At 68.7% G+C, this 15,236-nt stretch carries 15 protein-coding genes; 7 read left to right on the top strand and 8 right to left on the bottom strand.

The genetic code is table 11. From position 1 onward, the window contains the following. Positions 1 to 31: 31 nt before the first annotated feature. Positions 32 to 598 (bottom strand): TIGR03086 family metal-binding protein, encoded by a 567-nt coding sequence (locus DTA22_RS23580; RefSeq protein ID WP_112301087.1) that lies wholly within the window; start codon positions 596 to 598, stop codon positions 32 to 34. Between the two features lie 84 nt (positions 599 to 682). On the opposite strand from DTA22_RS23580, the gene DTA22_RS23575 reads away from it, so the two are divergent. From DTA22_RS23575 to DTA22_RS23560, 4 genes are all read left to right on the top strand, one after another. Next, on the top strand, positions 683 to 1,681 hold the full coding sequence (locus DTA22_RS23575; RefSeq protein WP_112301086.1) for an aldo/keto reductase: 999 nt from the start codon (positions 683 to 685) through the stop codon (positions 1,679 to 1,681). A 45-nt stretch (positions 1,682 to 1,726) separates the two neighbouring features. Next, positions 1,727 to 2,995, top strand: a complete 1,269-nt coding sequence (locus DTA22_RS23570; protein WP_037197583.1) for an MFS transporter — start codon at positions 1,727 to 1,729, stop codon at positions 2,993 to 2,995. 91 nt (positions 2,996 to 3,086) lie between these two features. Continuing rightward, positions 3,087 to 4,667: an FAD-binding oxidoreductase gene (locus tag DTA22_RS23565; RefSeq protein WP_112301349.1), complete on the top strand. Its 1,581-nt coding sequence runs from the start codon at positions 3,087 to 3,089 to the stop codon at positions 4,665 to 4,667. Then, positions 4,664 to 5,578: a diacylglycerol kinase gene (locus tag DTA22_RS23560; RefSeq protein WP_112301085.1), complete on the top strand. Its 915-nt coding sequence runs from the start codon at positions 4,664 to 4,666 to the stop codon at positions 5,576 to 5,578. Before DTA22_RS23565 ends, DTA22_RS23560 begins: the two co-directional genes overlap by 4 nt. 4 nt (positions 5,579 to 5,582) lie before the next feature. Here DTA22_RS23560 and DTA22_RS23555 read toward each other — a convergent pair whose 3' ends face one another. After that, positions 5,583 to 5,966, bottom strand: coding sequence for an RNA-binding S4 domain-containing protein (locus DTA22_RS23555; RefSeq protein ID WP_112301084.1), 384 nt, complete (start codon positions 5,964 to 5,966; stop codon positions 5,583 to 5,585). Between the two features lie 45 nt (positions 5,967 to 6,011). Further along, complete coding sequence (locus DTA22_RS23550) at positions 6,012 to 7,502, bottom strand: MFS transporter (protein WP_112301083.1); 1,491 nt, start codon at positions 7,500 to 7,502, stop codon at positions 6,012 to 6,014. Positions 7,503 to 7,581: 79 nt separating this feature from the next. Here DTA22_RS23550 and DTA22_RS23545 point away from each other — a divergent pair, with 79 nt between their 5' ends. Next, positions 7,582 to 8,037, top strand: coding sequence for a GNAT family N-acetyltransferase (locus DTA22_RS23545; RefSeq protein ID WP_037232755.1), 456 nt, complete (start codon positions 7,582 to 7,584; stop codon positions 8,035 to 8,037). A 53-nt stretch (positions 8,038 to 8,090) separates the two neighbouring features. Next, positions 8,091 to 8,510: a hypothetical protein gene (locus DTA22_RS23540; RefSeq protein WP_005561883.1), complete on the top strand. Its 420-nt coding sequence runs from the start codon at positions 8,091 to 8,093 to the stop codon at positions 8,508 to 8,510. A gap of 15 nt (positions 8,511 to 8,525) precedes the next feature. Here the strand turns inward: DTA22_RS23540 and DTA22_RS23535 are convergent, their stop codons facing one another. Together DTA22_RS23535 and DTA22_RS23530 are read right to left on the bottom strand one after the other, a co-directional pair. Next, positions 8,526 to 9,974 carry an MFS transporter gene (locus DTA22_RS23535; RefSeq protein WP_112301082.1) on the bottom strand — a complete coding sequence of 483 codons (1,449 nt, stop codon included), beginning with the start codon at positions 9,972 to 9,974 and terminating at the stop codon, positions 8,526 to 8,528. A gap of 86 nt (positions 9,975 to 10,060) precedes the next feature. Beyond that, positions 10,061 to 11,305, bottom strand: coding sequence for a hypothetical protein (locus DTA22_RS23530; RefSeq protein ID WP_112301081.1), 1,245 nt, complete (start codon positions 11,303 to 11,305; stop codon positions 10,061 to 10,063). A 91-nt stretch (positions 11,306 to 11,396) separates the two neighbouring features. Here DTA22_RS23530 and ubiG point away from each other — a divergent pair, with 91 nt between their 5' ends. Further along, positions 11,397 to 12,236 (top strand): bifunctional 2-polyprenyl-6-hydroxyphenol methylase/3-demethylubiquinol 3-O-methyltransferase UbiG, encoded by an 840-nt coding sequence (ubiG, locus tag DTA22_RS23525; RefSeq protein WP_112301080.1) that lies wholly within the window; start codon positions 11,397 to 11,399, stop codon positions 12,234 to 12,236. Here ubiG and DTA22_RS23520 read toward each other — a convergent pair. From DTA22_RS23520 to DTA22_RS23510, 3 genes are all read right to left on the bottom strand, one after another. Beyond that, positions 12,227 to 13,075 (bottom strand): 3-hydroxybutyryl-CoA dehydrogenase, encoded by an 849-nt coding sequence (locus DTA22_RS23520; protein WP_037232765.1) that lies wholly within the window; start codon positions 13,073 to 13,075, stop codon positions 12,227 to 12,229. The two genes, ubiG and DTA22_RS23520, sit on opposite strands and share 10 nt — an antisense overlap. Before the next feature lie 74 nt (positions 13,076 to 13,149). Then, positions 13,150 to 14,310: an acyl-CoA dehydrogenase gene (locus tag DTA22_RS23515; RefSeq protein WP_037232767.1), complete on the bottom strand. Its 1,161-nt coding sequence runs from the start codon at positions 14,308 to 14,310 to the stop codon at positions 13,150 to 13,152. Positions 14,311 to 14,482: 172 nt separating this feature from the next. After that, positions 14,483 to 15,181 (bottom strand): TetR family transcriptional regulator, encoded by a 699-nt coding sequence (locus DTA22_RS23510; protein WP_005243897.1) that lies wholly within the window; start codon positions 15,179 to 15,181, stop codon positions 14,483 to 14,485. Between the last annotated feature and the right edge of the window lie 55 nt (positions 15,182 to 15,236).

The following is a 15,236-nucleotide window of genomic DNA, read 5'->3' as shown; positions in this document are numbered from 1 at the left end:
CAGCGTAGGCGGGACCCTCGGCGGCGGTTGGTTAAATGCGTTGCCGGGGATCGCGACCGGTCAGGGCGATCAGGCGATCCTGCAGCGGCGCGTCGTCGGGAACGTCGACGGGGTCGGCGAACAGCCCGCTCTCGGAGAGCATCTCGCGTTGGCCGTCGAGATCCGACCAGACGCCGGCGACGAGCTGGGGGTCGAGTGTGTCGTCGGATCCGGTGGCCTTGGCGAGGTCCCATGCGTGGATGGTGACGTCGGCGATCTGCTGCCGCAGGTACGGCTCGAGCGGCACCGTGCCGTAGGACAGGTGCACCTGCGTGTGCGGGTCGGTCGACGACCACGCGTGGATGGCCGCGTCCGAATACCGCTCCCATTCCGACCGCATGTCGCCGTGCAGGGGCTCGATGTCCGGGGTCGCTTCGCCGACCGTCTTCCCGGCGAGCAGTGGGGGAACCCACTGCTGTTCCTCGATGACGTGCCGCACCAGCTGGGTGACGTCCCATTCGTGGTCCGGGGTCGGCGCGGACCAGTCGGTGATCGCGGCGACCCGTGCACCGAACTCGCGGTGGGCGATGCGGGCGAGTTCGAACCAGTCGAATGCCATGTCTTCAGGGTAGAGGCAGCCGGGTCACGATCAGCGCGATTCCAAACGATGCACCTGTCGGGGTGCTCGGGAAGGATGGGGCGCATGACCAACATCCCCACCGTGCAGTTGTCCGAAGGCCTCACCGTCAGCGCGCAGGGCTACGGCGCCATGTCCGTCGCCCCCGTGTACGGCCCCGTCGATGCCGCGGAGGCGCTCGCGACCCTCCACCACGCCATCGACATCGGAGTGACGTTCATCGACACGGCCAACGTGTACGGCGACGGCGCGAGTGAGGTCGCAGTGGGCACGGTGCTGAAGGAACGCCGCGACGAGGTGCAGCTGGCCACCAAGTTCGGTCTCGTCGGCAACATCGCGAACGGCAGGCGCAGCATCAACGGCAAGCCCGAGTACGTGGCGCAGGCCCTCGACGAATCGCTGACCCGGCTCGGTGTCGACGCCGTCGATCTGTACTACCTGCACCGCGTCGACCCCGAGGTGCCCATCGAGGACACCGTCGGCGCGATCGCGGAACAGGTGAAGGCCGGAAAGGTCCGCAACATCGGACTGTCGGAGGCGACCGGCGACGAGTTGCGTCGCGCATCGCGCGTGCACCCCATCGCCGCGATCCAGAGCGAGTGGAGCATCTGGAGTCGCGACGTCGAGAAGCACGTGGTTCCCGCGGCAGCGGAGCTGGGCATCGGCTTCGTGCCGTACTCCCCGGTGGGCCGGGGCTTCCTCACCGGAACGTACGACCCGGCCACGCTGGGCGATAAGGATCTGCGCCGCCGGTTCCCGCGTTTCGGGGACGAAGCGCTGCCCGCGAACCTGAAGGTGCTCGACGTCGTCCGCGAGGTCGCCGCCGAACTCGACGCGACGCCCGCCCAGGTGTCGCTGGCGTGGCTGGACGCGAAGGGCCGCGAGTTCGGATTGCCGTCCGTGTCGATTCCCGGCACCCGGTTCGCGGCGCGCGTCACGGAGAACGCCGGCGCGCTCGCACTCACGCTGACCGAGGGGCAGATCGCGCGTCTGGACCTGCTCGCGGATCTCACCGTCGGTGAGCGCACGGCCGATCCGACCTGGGTGTCGCTGGGCCGCGAGTGACTTCACCCGGCGGGTAATACCTGCTGGGGGGTAGTTTGATCTGCGATGAGCAGAGTGTGGTTGGTGTGGGGCGTCGGGGTTGTCGCTTATATCGTCGCCGTCCTGCATCGAACCTCGTTCGGTGTGTCGGGCCTCGCGGCGACGGAACGATTTTCGATCAGTCCGAGTGTGTTGTCGGGTTTCGTCGTACTCCAGATCGTGGTGTACGCGGGGATGCAGATCCCTGCCGGTGTGCTCCTCGACCGGTACGGGTCGCGGATCATGATTTCCGCGGGCGCCCTCATCATGGCGTCGGCGCAGATGCTCCTCGCGCTCACCGAATCGCTGCCGCTGGCGGTCGCCGCGCGCGTTCTCGTCGGCGTCGGCGACGCGATGACCTTCATCTCCGTGCTGCGCCTGGTACCGCAGTGGTTCGCGCCGCGGCGGGTCCCGCTCGTGTCGCAGTTGACCGGCATCTTCGGTCAGATCGGTCAGATCCTGTCGGCGTTGCCGTTGATGCTGTTGCTGAACGGGCCGGGCTGGAGTTTCGCGTACGGCAGCGCGGCGTCGCTCGGGTTGCTGTCCTTCGTGCTGGCCGTCTCCGTCATCCGCAATGCCCCTCCCGGTCTGGAGGTGGTGGCCGCGCCCGCCGGACTGCGGGAGGTGGGCAAGCAGATCCGCGCCGTGTGGGGTCGTCCCGGCACCCGGCTCGGGTTCTTCACCCACATGGGCACGCAGTTCTCGATGACCACATTCGCCCTGCTGTGGGGTGTGCCGTACCTGAGGTCGGCGCAGGGGTTGTCGCCGGCGGAGGCTGGTTCGCTGCTGACCCTGTCGGTGATCTCGGCGATCGTGGCCGGGCCGATCATCGGCATCCTCAGCGGCCGCTTCCCGATGCGCCGCTCCTATCTGGTGCTGGCGATCATGATCAGCAACGCGGCGATCTGGACCGTCGTCCTGTCGCTGCCCGGTCCGGCGCCGATCTGGTTGCTGATCGTGCTCGTGATGGTGATCTCGGTGGGCGGCCCCGGTTCGATGATCGGCTTCGACTACGCCCGCATGTTCAACCCCAGCACCAGCATGGGAACGGCGCAGGGGATGGTCAACATCGGCGGCTTCCTGGCGTCGTTGCTGGTCATCCAGGCGATGGGTCTGATCCTCGACGCGATGGGCGGGTATTCGTTCGACGCGTTCCGGGTGGCCTGGCTCGTGCAGTACCCGGTCTGGATCGTGGCGATCACGGGTGTTCTGGTGACGCGTGGGAAGACGCGGAGGCAGATGGGGTTGGTGCTGCGGCCCATCCGTCAGGTGTGGCGGGAGCGGGGCGGTCGCTGAAAGGGCTAGTTACACTCTTACATGATGTGTAACACTATAACGCATGAGCAATGAGCGATCGGCAGATCACGCCGTCCTGACGGCACCCCCGATGCAGTGGGACGCCTGGGGCGCGCCGGAAAAGCACAAGGTCCTCTCGGACGGCATCAAGGGACTGCTGCAGCAGGCCCTCGGCGTCACGATCAGGGAGCCGTCCGACCGGGCGGCCGACGACGTCGTCCTGGCTCCGAGCGCACTGTCCGACCAGCAGGTCGCCGCGCTCGCGGGCATCGTCGGAGAGCAGTTCTGCAGCACCGCGCACTCCGACCGGCTGTTGCGTTCCGGCGGCAAGAGCACGCTCGACCTGCTGCGTCGCCGCAGCACCGAGCCGCAGAACGCGCCCGACGCCGTGATCACTCCCGGTACGGACGACGAGGTCGCCGACGTGCTCCGGTACTGCGCCGGCAACGGCATCGCCGTGGTGCCGTTCGGCGGCGGAACGAGCGTGGTCGGCGGACTCGACCCCGTGCGCGACCGATTCGACGCCGTCGTCTCGCTGGACCTGCGCCGGTTCGACGCGCTGATCGACCTCGACACCGACTCCGGCATCGCGACGCTCGGGGCGGGCGTGACGGGTCCGCGCGCCGAGGAACTGCTCGGCGCGCACGGCTTCTCGCTCGGGCACTTCCCGCAGAGTTTCATGTTCGCGACCATCGGCGGCTTCGCGGCCACCCGGTCGTCGGGGCAGGCGTCCGCGGGGTACGGGCGGTTCGAGGACATGGTGCAGGGACTGCGGGTGGTGACCCCCGCCGGGACTCTCGACACGGGGCGCGCCCCGGCCTCCGCGGCGGGTCCGGACCTCGGCGAACTGTTCGTCGGGTCGGAGGGAACGCTCGGCGTCATCACCCGGGTGCGGGTGCGGGTGCACGCGGTCCCCGGCACCACCGTCCGGGAAGGGTGGAGTTTCCCCGACTTCGAGACCGGCGCGGCAGCTCTGCGTGCGCTGCGGCAGGAAGGTGCGGTCCCGACCGTGCTGCGACTGTCCGACGAGGCGGAGACTGCGGTGAACCTCGCGACCACCGACAAGATCGGGGAGGAGACCGTCACCGGCGGCTGCCTGGCGATCACGACGTTCGAGGGCACCGCCGAGCACACCGCGGAGCGGACGGCGGAGGCTCGCGCCGTGCTGGTGGCACACGGCGGCACGTCCCTGGGGGAGGGGCCCGGAAACGGTTGGGAGCACGGCCGTTTCGACGCACCGTACCTGCGCGACTCGCTGCTCGACGCGGGAGCGCTGTGCGAGACACTGGAAACCGCGACCACCTGGGGCAACCTCGCTGCGCTCCGCACGGCCGTGACCGCCGCACTGACGGAATCGCTGTCCGGGCAGGGCACCCCGCCGCTCGTCCTCTGCCATATCTCACACACGTACCCGACCGGCGCCTCGCTGTACTTCACCGTCGTGTCCGCGCAAGCGGAAGACCCGATCGAACAGTGGCAGAAGGCCAAGACCGCCGCCGGTGATGCGATCGTCGCCGCCGGCGGAACCATCACGCACCACCATGCGGTCGGAGTCGACCACCGGCCGTGGATGCGGGACGAGATCGGCGACCTGGGCGTCGCGATTCTGCGGGCGGTCAAGGATACGGTCGATCCGGCGGGAATCCTCAACCCCGGCAAGCTGATTCCGTGAGCACGCGGCAGGTGATCGAGAAGGTCACCGTCCTCGTCAACCCGCTCGCCGGGCACGGGCACGCACCCGTCGCGGGACGGAAGGGGGTGGCGCGTCTGCGGGAGCGCGGGGTCGCCGTCACCGAGATCATCGGGACGGACGCCGATCACGCGCGCATGCTGGCCCGCCGGGCGATCGACGACGGCACCGACGCGCTCGTCGTCGTCGGCGGGGACGGCGCCATCAGCATCGGGTTGCAGGCGGCCGCGCAGTCCGGGACCCCGGTCGGGCTGATCCCGGCCGGCACCGGCAACGACCATGCGCGCGAATTCGGTATCCCCGTCGGCGATCCCGTCGCCGCGGCCGACGTCATCGCCGACGGGGAGGTACAGGAGTCCGACCTCGCCAGGATCACGCTCACGGACGGCGCGGTGGTGTGGGCGGGCACGATCGTCGCGAGCGGATTCGACTCGCTCGTCACGGACCGCGCCAACCGGATGTCCTGGCCGAAAGGCCCGATGCGGTACAACCTCGCGATGCTCGCGGAACTGACGCAGCTCCGCCCGCTGCACTACACCATCGAACTGGACGAGGAGTCGTTCCAGGTGGACGCCACACTCGTGGCGGTGGGCAACGGACGCTCCTACGGCGGCGGCATGCAGATCTGCCCGGGCGCCGACAAGACCGACAGCCTGCTCGACGTCACGGTCGTCGACTACGGGCGCCGGTCCAGGCTGGTCCGGCTGTTCCCCCGGGTCTACAAGGGCACTCACGTGGATCTCCCCGACGTGCAGACCTACCGCTCGCGGAGGGTGCGGTTGCAGTGCGACGGCATCACGGCCTACGCGGACGGCGACCGGGTCGGTCCGCTGCCGGTCACCATCGAGGCGGTGCCGGCCGCCCTGCGCATCCTCAGCCACACCCCGGCCTGAGCGGTCAGAGCCCCCGCAACCGGTCGATCTCGCGGCGTTCGCGTTTCGTGGGCCTGCCCGCGCCGCGATCGCGCTGCGGTATCGACGCGAGGACTTCGCGCGGTGGGGGCGGTGGAGTGTTGTCGGCATAGCACTCGACCGCCACCACCGCGCCTACCCGTTTGGTGATGGGCCGGACGACCTCGACGATGCGTTCGACACCCGCCGCGCGGATCCGGACCTCGTCACCGGCCTTGACCGGCTGCGCGGGTTTGGCGGTGGTGCCGTTGACCCGCACGTGCCCCGACCTGCAGGCGGCCGCCGCCGCGGAGCGCGTCTTGAACAGCCGGGTCGCCCAGGTCCAGCTGTCGACCCGGACGCTCGCGGGGTCGGTACCGGAAATCGCCACCCGACCAGGATACGAAAGCGCGCGCCGAGGTGGCCTGCGGGCGCGTCACTCGTGCGGCGGAGCGGGACTCGACCGGGCGAGGGTCGGTTGCACGGCCGGACCGGTGACGTCGCAATGTGGTTTGCAGGCAACCGAATCCGGGACGGGACCGAGCGGGGTGGGAGCGGGCGGGGCGGGCGCCCGGATCAGGGCTGCGGCGATGGTCGCCCCGACCAGGAGCAGTGCGATGCAGATGTACATCGCGATGCGGAAGCCGTGCGAGAAGCTGTCGGGGTCGATCATGCTTTCGGCGTCGATGCCGGCGATCCCGGGGAGTGCGGCCACCGCCAGCAGCTGGCTGGTGCGCGCGACGGCGTTGTTCACTCCGGAGGCGATGCCGGACTGCTCCACCGGGACCGACCCGAGCACGGCGGCGGTCAGCGGCGCGACCATGGCGGACAGTCCCAGGCCGAAGACGACGACGCCGGGCAGTACGACCGTCCAATAGTTCGCACCCGGCCCGATCCGTGTCATCAACAGCAGGCCGACCGCGGCCAGTGCGGGCCCGACGGTCATCGGCAGTCGGGGGCCGTGGGTCTGGGCGTAGCCGCCGGCGCGGGAGGAGAAGGCGAGCATCGCCAGCGTGATCGGGATGGTGGCGACCCCGGCTTCGATCGGCGAGTATCCGGCCACCAACTGCAACTGCAGGACCAGCAGGAAGAAGACGCCGCCGAGTGCGGCGTACACGGCGAGCGTCACCAGGTTCGCCGCCACGAACATGCGCGACGCGAACAGGCTCGGCGGCACCAGCGCGTTCGGTGAGCGCCGTTCCACCACGATGAACGCGATCAGCGCGACGGCTCCGACCACCCCGGCGATCAGGTTCATCTCGATCAGACCGTAGGTGAGCGCGCCGAGACCGATCACTGCGCACACCGAACCGAGCACGTCGAGGTGATCGGACGGATGCGGGTCCCGGCTCTCGGGGACGTGCCGCATCGACGCCCACACGACGACGACGGCGAGCGGAAGATTGATCAGGAACACCGACCGCCAGCCGGCCACTTCCACCAGCCAGCCGCCCAGTAGCGGTCCGATCGCCCCGGCCACCCCGCCGAGTCCCGACCACAGTCCGATCGCGGCACCCCGGTCGTCCTCGTGGATGGACGCCGAGATCAGTGCGAGGCTGCCGGGGGTCAGCATCGCGGCGCCGACACCCTGCAGGATCCGCGCGATCACGAGCATCGTGATGTCGGGTGCGATGCCACACAGGAGTGACGCCACCGCGAACCAGACCGTCCCCCAGACGAAGACGCGGCGTCTGCCCCAACGGTCCCCGAGTGCCCCGCCCAGCAGAATCAGCGACGCCAGGGCGAGGGTGTAGCCGCTCAGTACCCACTGCATTCCCGCGACATCCGACCCGAGGTCCTCGCCGATGTGCGGCAGGGCGATGTTCACCACCGTGCCGTCCAGTAGCGCGAGGCTCGAGCCGAGAACGGTGGCGGTGACCACCCACCGCCCCTGGCGGGTGCTCAGGCGTAGAACTGTCTCGGTCATCTCCCCATGGTGCGCCGCGGTCCGGGCCGGTGCGGTGCTCGTTGCGATTTCTCGCGCCGGCTTCGGCATACTCGAGCACGTGTACATCGAAGTCGACGACCTGTCCCGCGCGGCCGTGCACGGACTGCTGGCCGAGCACCTGGCGGACATGCGTGCGACGTCGCCGCCCGAAAGCGTGCACGCCCTCGACCTGCCCGGTTTGCGGGACCCGTCGGTCACTGTGTGGACGCTGTGGGACGAGGAGGCCGTGCTGGGCACCGTGGCTCTGCGTGAGCTCTCGCCGGCCGAAGGCGAGATCAAGTCGATGCGGACGGCCACCGAGGCGCGCGGGCGGGGAGTAGCCACCCGGCTCCTCGCGCACCTGGTCGACGAGGCGCGGGCACGCGGGTACGTCCGGCTCAACCTCGAGACCGGCACCGAGGACTTCTTCGCCCCGGCCAGGCGTCTGTACTCCGAGTACGGCTTCACCGAATGCCCCCCGTTCGGGGACTACGGCAACGATCCGAACAGCATCTTCTTCACACTCGCCCTGTGACGGCCCTGTCCGTGCGACACTTTCCGCCACGCACCTCGATATACGGAGAACTCATGGACATCATGCGCAAGGTCGCGGTCGGGGCCGTCGCGGTGGCCGGCCTGTCTTTCTTCGCCGCGGGGACGGCCGCAGCAGACCCGGTGCCGGCACCCATGCCGCCGCCGCTACCCGCGCCGATGCCGGTCCCGTTGCCTGCCGGGACATACCTCGGCACCACCAATGTTCTCGGTGGCGACCTGATCTGGAAGGGCAAGACGTTCGGACCCGGGTGGGTCATGGACAACTTCGGGGTGTTCTTCCCGTACATCTTCGGCATGACCACTCCGGAAGCGAGCGGTTCCCTCGTCACCGACTACAGCCCCTCCGGGTTGCCTTTCCTGACCGACCGGATCACCCCGAGGCCCGACGGGACCTACGAGGGCACCGTCTACATCAACGGCAACCCCGTGGCGGGGTACGCCCTCCACAAGTAGGCAACCGGCAACGGTCTACACCTTCGACGGGGCGAGCGGTTCGGGGGTGATCGAATTCGGCGCCGCGGGGGTGGCGCGGTGGGTGGGGATGGCCAGCGTGATGGCCGCGGCGGCGAGTGCGACACCGCAACCGATCAACAGGCCTGTTCGGAAGCCGCCCTCGGTGGGCAGGGTGTGGCCGGCGACCTGGACGCTCATCTGGGCCAGGACCACTCCGACGACGGCCGCGGACACTGCGGTACCGACCGAGCGCATCAGGGAATTGACGCTGTTGGCGGACGCGGTGGCGGATTGCGGCACGGCGCTCATCACCAGGGCGGGCATCGCGCCGTAGGCCAGTCCGACTCCCGAGCCGCAGATGCAGGTCACCACGACCAGGCCCCACGTCGACCCCATCAGGAACATCGACGACCCGTAGCCGAGCGCGATGACGAGGCTTCCGACGAGCAGGGTGACCTTCGGTCCGCGGGTGGACGACAAGCGGGCCCCGAAGGGGGACACTGCCATCATCATCAGGCCCGAGGGGGCCATCCACAGGCCCATGGCCAGCATCGACTGTCCCAGGCCGTATCCCGTCGACGTCGGCAACTGCAGGAGCTGCGGAACGATCAAGGACTGGGCGTACATGGCGAAGCCGACCACGACGGACGCGGCGTTGGTCAGCAGCACCTGACGGCCGGCGATCACCCGCAGGTCGACCAGTGGTTCGGGAGTGCGGAGTTCCCACCAGCCCCAGGCCGTCAACGCGATGACCGTGGTCGCGAACAGGCCGAGGGTGGTACTGCTCGTCCAGCCCCAGTCGGCGCCCTTGGATACGGCCAGCAGGAGGGACACCAGTCCGACTCCCAGTCCGACTGCCCCGATGGGATCGAAGCGGGCCGCGGGTCCGTGGACGGGCGTGGCAGGCACGAAGAACCAGAGCAGCACGGCGATCAGCGCGCTGAGCCCGGCGGCGCCCCAGAACAGCGCGCGCCAGCTCGAGTTCTCGGCGACCGTTGCGGCGAGCGGCAGACCGAGGGCACCGCCGATGCCCATCGACGAGCTCATCAAGGCGATGGAGGAGTGCAGGCGCTCGGGTGGCAGCAGGTCCCGCAGTGCGCTGATTCCCAGCGGAATCATGCCCACTCCGATGCCCTGCAGCCCTCGGCCGATCACCATCGGGGCCAGGGACGTCGCGAGTGCACAGACCACCGAGCCGAGGACGAGCGGCACGGTGCAGATCAACATCATTCGCCGCTTGCCGTACAGGTCGCCGAGACGTCCGGTGACCGGTGTCGCCACGGCGCCGGCGAGCAGCGTCGCGGTGATCACCCAGGACGCGTTGGAGGCGGTCGTGTCGAGCAGTCGGGGGAGGTCGCCGATCAGCGGCACCACGAGGGTCTGCATGAGTGCGGCGACGATGCCGGTGAATGCCAGCACGGCGACGAGGCCGCCCGGGCGGACGGCGGGCGTCGGACTGTCCACACGAATCTCCTCAACTCTGCGAAACACAATTTGTGCACCATACACAGCGTATGCATGGTGCACAACATGTGTATCGTGCAATGAGCTCAGGAGGGACGTTGTCCGAGGTAGGCGGCGGCGCCACCGCACGCGACCACGGCAGCCACGGACAATCCGGTCGATGTCCACGCCCACGAGTCCGGCCCCAGCGTGCTCTCGGATCCGGCGAGCGGCGCGTACGCCGTCCACCCGTAGTCGGCGATCAGCGGGACCGCCAGCGCGGCCGGGGCCGCCAGCGACGTCGCGGAGACCGGTTCGCTCGACGGCAGACTCGACGCGACCGCGTACGAGGCCGCGAGCGGCAGGAGGAGCCACGTCGCACCGAAATGCACGGTGTCCCACGGTGGGTTCTCGAACAACGCCGACGCGGCCACGACTGCGAGCGCCGCGATGCCGGACACCGGCTGAGGGAAGCGCCTGCCGAGCACGGCACCCGTCAGCACGAGCGCCGCGGCCACCAGCAGCCACGGCCAGGAGTCCGGGAACGCCGCCACGCCTATGTCCCCCGCGGCGACGAACGCCATCGCGGCGAGCAACACGATCCCGGTGCGGCCCTCCAACCACAGCGAGGCGGCGATCACCACCACGACGAGGACGAGTCCGAACATCCACCGAACCTGCATCGCACCGTCGGAGCCCACGTTCCAGACACGACGGACGAACCACCAGTACAGCACCAGCCCGACCAGCGGCAGAACGATCCCGACGACGAGGGCGCGCCCGCTCACTGCGACCTCCGTCCGCTCACCGAGGTCGCCTGACGCGAGCGTGACGGCCAGAACCACGGCCGTGAGCACGAGGAGGGTCAGTGTCACCGGCTCGAACAGGGGTTCCGGAAGGTAGTCCGCGTAACGCCGGGGAGCCGACGTCCAGAAGTGGTCGATCGGGCCGGCGAGGAGGAATCCGGTGAGAACCCCCGCCGCGAGTGCGGTCTGCAACCACGCCCGGTCGGCGGTGGCGCACAGTCCGACGAGTCCGCCGAGCAGAAGGCCCGCACCGACTCCGCCGAGATACACCTCGAAATCCCACGGCCCCGTCGCCGGAGCGACACCCAGCAGCGCGAGACCGGCGAACGACAGCGTCGACAGGATCCGGCGGGCACGCACCAGCGCTGCCACCAGGACGCCGACGATCGCGGCGAGGGAGGCGCCTGCGGCCGGACCGGCATACAACGCGTCCAGGCGGTCGCCGCCGACCACGAACGCGAAATCACTGGACGTGGTGGACGTCAACGCAATTCCCGCGACGAACCCGCCCAGCAGCAGGAAGACGTGCGAGATCCTGAATGTCATCTCCTGAGCATCGCGTACGGGCACCGGCCTTGAAGTGACCGACGCGCAGGAGAAGGCTGGAGGTCGTCGCTGTGCTCTCGGCAGAGAAGGGGTGGTCCGCTTGGTCATCGACAACGACGTCTACAACCGCGTGGGGGAGTCGTGGTGGGAGGAAGAGAACCCACTCAACCTGCTGCACGGAAGCCTGACGCCGGGACGATTCGCCTACTTCCGCAAGGTGCTCGGCGAGACGGTCGGTCATGATCATCGCGGACTCCGCGCCCTCGACGTCGGGTCGGGCGGCGGGTTTCTCGCGGAGGAGTTCACCCGCATCGGGTTCCGGGTGACGGGCATCGATCCGTCCCCGGTGTCGGTCGACACCGCGCGGCGTCACGCAGCCGGCTCGGCACTCGACATCGAGTACCGCATCGGGTCGGGCGAGCAACTGCCGGTGCCGGATGCCGCGTTCGACGTCGTCTACTGCTGCGACGTCCTCGAGCACGTGTCGGATCTCGACGGTGTGATCGCCGAGACGTCCCGCGCGCTGAAACCCGGTGGCCTCTACCTGTTCGACACCATCAACCGCACGTTCGCCAGCAAGCTCGTCGCGATCAAGATCATGCAGGAGTGGCGGATGACCCGGATGTTCGACACTCCCATCCACGACTGGTCGATGTGTATCCGTCCCGCGGAACTGGCTCCGATCATGGAGCGGCACGGGCTGCGGCTCGGCGAGTTCGTCGGGCTCGGCCCGCGGTCGAAGAATCCTCTCCGGCTCCTCGACCTCGCGCGGGCCGGCGGAACACGGCTCAGTTACGGGGAGTTGAGCCGCCGACTCGACTTCGGGCAGATCAGGAGCACGGCCATCTCCTACATGGGATTTGCGGTCAAGAATGGCGAAAGCCCGCCGCGACAGCGCGACGGGCTTCCGGAGGGGCGTGATCAGCTGTAGTCGTAGAAGCCCTTGCCGCTCTTCTTGCCGAGGTGTCCGGCGTCCACCTTGCGCTTGAGCAGCGTCGGGGGAGCGTAGTGCGGCTCCGCGAACTCCGCGTACAGCGACTCCGCCGCGGCGAGGGTGATGTCGAGGCCGACGGTGTCGATCAGCGTCAGCGGGCCCATCGGGTAGCCGCAGCCGCCCTTCATGGCCTCGTCGATGTCCTCGGCGGTGGCGTAACCCGACTCCAGCATCCGGACCGCCGACGTGAGGTACGGGATGAGCAGCGCGTTCACGATGAAACCCGCACGGTCACCGGCCCGCACCGTCTTCTTGCGCAGCGTGTTCTTCGCGTAGTCGGTGACCGCGAGGACGGTCTCCTCCGACGTGACCAGGCTGACCACGATCTCCACCAGCGGCATCACCGGCACCGGGTTGAAGAAGTGGACACCGACGACCTGCCCGGGACGCTGCGTGGCGTTGGCCATCTTGATCAGCGGGATGGACGACGTGTTGGACGCCAGGATGCCCGACGGCTTCACGATCTTGTCGAGCTTCTGGAAGATGTCGACCTTGAGGGACTCGATCTCCGGTGCCGCCTCGATCACGAGGTCGCGGTCCGCGAAGTCCTCGATGTCGAGGGTGACCCGCACGCGGGCGAGCGCGGCGTCCGCGGCGTCCTGGTCGAGTTTGCCCGCCTTGACCCCGCGGGCCAGGGACTTCTCGATCCGGGCCTGCGCGGCCTCGGCGAATTCCGGCTTGGTCTCGAGGATGAGAACCGAGCTGCCGGCCTTGATGCATACCTCGGCGATGCCGGCACCCATGGTGCCGCCGCCGATCACGCCTACTAGTTCCACAAATTCTCCTCACGTAGCCGTGCGTGGTTAGCGAGTCCAGAGACTCGCTAACCACGCACGGGCGGCGTAGCCGCCTACTTCAACAGTGCACGCGACATCACGACGCGCTGGATCTGGTTGGTGCCTTCGTAGATCTGTGTGATCTTCGCATCACGCATCATCCGCTCGACAGGGAAGTCGGTGGTGTAGCCGGCGCCGCCGAACAGCTGGACGGCGTCGGTGGTGACCTCCATGGCGACGTCGGAGGCGAAGCACTTGGCGGCCGCGGAGATGAAACCGAGGTTCTTCTCGCCGCGCTCGGCGCGAGCCGCGGACGTGTAGACCATGAGGCGCGCGGCCTCGACCTTCATCGCCATGTCGGCGAGCATGAACTGCACGGCCTGGAAGTCGCTGATCGACTTGCCGAACTGCTTGCGATCCTTGGTGTAGGCGAGAGCGGCGTCGAGGGCACCCTGCGCGAGGCCGACTGCCTGCGCGCCGATGGTGGGACGGGTGTGGTCGAGGGTCTGCAGCGCCGTCTTGAAACCGGTGCCGGGCTCGCCGATGATGCGGTCGCCGGGGACCTTGCAGTTCTCGAAGTAGAGCTCCGCGGTGGGCGAACCCTTGATGCCGAGCTTCTTCTCCTTCGGTCCGACGACGAAGCCCTCGTCGTCCTCGTGGACCATGAACGCGGAGATGCCGTTGGCGCCCTTGTCGGCGTCGGTGACGGCCATGACGGTGTACCAGCTGGACTTGCCACCGTTGGTGATCCAGCACTTGGAGCCGTTGAGGATCCAGTCGTCGCCGTCGGCCTTGGCGCGGGTGCGCATGCTGGCGGCGTCCGAACCGGCTTCACGCTCGGACAGTGCGTAGGACGCCATGGCCTCGCCGGACGCGAGCTGCGGCAGGACCTGCTGCTTGAGCTCCTCGGACCCGTTGAGGATGAGGCCCATGGTGCCGAGCTTGTTGACGGCGGGGATCAGGGACGAGGAGCCGCAGACGCGGGCGACCTCTTCGATGACGATGCAGGTGGCGACGGAGTCGGCGCCCTGGCCGTCGTATTCCTCGGGGACGTGGATGGCGTTGAACCCGGAGTTCACGAGGGCGACGCGGGCCTCTTCGGGGAAGCGTGCGTCCTCGTCGACCTCCTTCGCGTAGGGTGCGATCTCCTTCTCGGAGAGCGCGCGGATCGCGGACCGCAGTTCGTCGTGCTCTTCACCGAGCTTGAACAGATCGAAGTCCGGATTTCCGGCCATGGGGCGCTCCTTGCTGAGTCTCGACGGCACCGAGTCTGAATAGGCACTCCGTGCCAAGGTCATTGTCGTTCAGGTGGGCCGCAACGTTCGTGGTCGGCAAACTACTGCCACTACAGTGCAGTCAACCACGGCACTGAGTGCCAGTCAAGGGTGGTTGTCGTCACCCGGCCACTCAGCCCCGGCGCCGGGACAGCTGGGCCTGGATACGCCCGGTGATCTCCTCAACCGGCGTTCCCGGCGGGTACGACACCACCAGCACAGCGTCCTGTTCCTGCGTCGATGCCCCCGGAGCGACGCCGAACGTCCGGCGCACGTCGAGGAGGGCCCGCTCCAGTTCGTCGGCGGTCGCGTCGGGGTCACCCTTGATCATGTTCCGGAGCAGGAAGTTGTGGCACGCGGTGACGGCGGCCGCGAATCCGATGACCTTCAGGACCGGTTCGGTGGGTACGACGCCGCGCAGGTAGTCGACGAACAACCGCTCGTAGCGGAACCCGGTGACGATCTCCCGGTCGCGCAGGGCGGGAACCCGCTGGACCACCTGGTACCGGCGGGCCGACAGCTCCCGATTCTCGCGAAACCGGTCGAAGACCAGGCCCGCCGTCCTGCAGACCGCCGCCCACGGGTCGTCGGAATCCGTGGACAGATAGTCGCCTGCCTGCTGCAGAAGCGATTCGTGATCGGCGAAGATCACGTCCTCCTTGGAGCGGAACTGCCGGAAGAACGTCCGCCGGGACACGCCCGCGGCCGACGCGATCTGCTCGACGGTCGTCGCCTCGTACCCGTTCTCGGAGAACAGCCGGATGGCCTGCGCCACGACGTGGACGCGGAAATCCGCGGGATCGATGCCGGGTGTGTCGACGCGCTCGGTCATGGGGCCCAGTATCCATTGGCGGCTTTGACCCCGCAGTGCCCTGGACCCGGCGCGC

The sequence above is a fragment of the Rhodococcus wratislaviensis genome (genome assembly GCF_900455735.1).
In the GTDB taxonomy this organism is placed as follows: domain Bacteria; phylum Actinomycetota; class Actinomycetes; order Mycobacteriales; family Mycobacteriaceae; genus Rhodococcus_F; species Rhodococcus_F wratislaviensis.
This window is presented reverse-complemented; position numbering and strand designations above follow the sequence as displayed.